Annotated in this window: 1 protein-coding gene; it reads left to right on the top strand. The window is 44.7% G+C overall.

What is annotated here, in order from left to right:
* Position 1 precedes the first annotated feature (1 nt).
* On the top strand, positions 2-1,678 hold the full coding sequence (locus RMO52_RS13105) for an ABC-F family ATP-binding cassette domain-containing protein (RefSeq protein WP_310414854.1): 1,677 nt from the start codon (positions 2-4) through the stop codon (positions 1,676-1,678).
* The last annotated feature ends 159 nt before the right edge of the window (positions 1,679-1,837 follow it).

Consider the following 1,837-nt stretch of genomic DNA (forward strand, 5'->3'; position numbering starts at 1 on the left):
TATCTGCAAGATTTATCCCACAGGTGAAGTCCTCAAGGACATTAATTGGGAAGTTAAGCCAGGAGATCGAATCGGCTTAGTAGGTGCAAATGGAGCGGGTAAATCTACCCAGATGAAGATTATTGCTGGACAGATCGAACCTACCAGCGGCGAAATCATCCGCCCCAATAGTCTGAATATCGCCTATCTCAACCAAGAATTTGATGTCGATCCGACGCGGACTGTGAAAGAGGAGTTATGGCAAGCATTTGGTGAAGCCAACCGCGTCCACTCCGAACTTGACAAAATCCACCATCAGTTAGAAACCGCTGGCGGCGATGACTTGGATGCACTGCTCAATCGGATGGATAAGTTTCAAAGATTGTATGAAGCTTTAAATGGTTATGCCCTCGAAGCTGAAATCGATAAGATCCTGCCAGAAGTAGGCTTTGAGCTAGAAGATGCCGATCGATTGGTAAGTGCTTTTAGTGGTGGTTGGCAGATGCGGATGAGTTTAGCCAAAATCTTGCTGCAATTTCCCGATCTGTTACTACTCGATGAGCCGACAAACCATCTAGATTTAGAGACGATCGAATGGCTAGAAAACTACCTGCGCAAGCTCGAAACGCCGATGGTAATTATCTCACACGATCGCGAGTTTCTAGACAGACTTTGCAATCAGATTGTCGAGACAGAGCGTGGTGTTTCGGCTACATATCTCGGTAACTATTCATCTTACCTCGAACAAAAAGCTGAGAACTCCTACGCTCAATTAAATGCCTTCGAGCGGCAACAAAAAGAACTCGAAAAACAACAAGCCTTCGTCGAGAAATTCCGAGCTAGTGCAACTCGCAGTACTCAAGCAAAAAGCCGCGAGAAACTCCTCGATAAAATCGAGCGCATCGAAGCACCCGCATCAACAATGCGAACCCTCAGTTTTCGGTTCCCTCCAGCACCCCGCAGCGGTCGCGAAATAGTTGAAATCCAAAACTTAGAACATGTCTATGGCGACAAAATTCTATTTCTAGGCACAGACTTATTCATCGAACGTGGCGATCGAATTGCCTTTTTAGGCCCTAATGGTTGTGGCAAATCCACGCTATTAAAGATGATTATGGGAATGGAAACCCATACTAGTGGCTCGATTAAATTGGGCGAACATAACGTAATTCCCAGTTACTTCGAGCAAAACCAAGCCGAAGCATTAGACCTCGATAAAACAGTGCTAGCGACGATTCATGATGAGGTTCCCGACTGGAAAAACGAAGCAGTCAGAACGCTTTTAGGTCAGTTCTTATTTACTGGCGACATGGTATTTAAAAAAGTTGAATCGCTAAGTGGTGGAGAAAAAGCCCGCCTCGCTCTCGCGAAAATGCTGCTAATTCCGGCTAACTTACTCATCCTCGATGAGCCGACCAATCATTTAGATATCCCCGCCAAAGAAACACTTGAAAATGCTCTCATCAACTATGATGGTACGGCATTAATCGTCTCGCACGATCGGTATTTTATCTCTCAAGTAGCAAATAAGATCGTGGAAGTCCGCGATGGTGAGTTTCGGGTATATCTCGGTGACTATCACTACTACCTCGACAAACTAGAAGAAGAACGCCAAGCTGATAAACAAAAAGCGTTTGCAGTAGCAGAAGCTGCGAAGAAAGCAGCCAAAGCTGAGAAGGCTAGCGCGAAGAAAAAATAGTACATAAAGTTATTTAGCAAAACACAAAAAAGGTAGGGGTAATTCATGAATTACCCCTACCTTTTTTTGTGACAAACCCGACTTCTTCAAGAAGTTGGGTTTGTGTTTTAATGCCACTTCATCCCTAAGCCTTGTTCGCGATCCCAATCAATCCATTAC

The organism is Chamaesiphon sp. OTE_8_metabat_110, from assembly GCF_031382685.1.
GTDB lineage: Bacteria > Cyanobacteriota > Cyanobacteriia > Cyanobacteriales > Chamaesiphonaceae > Chamaesiphon.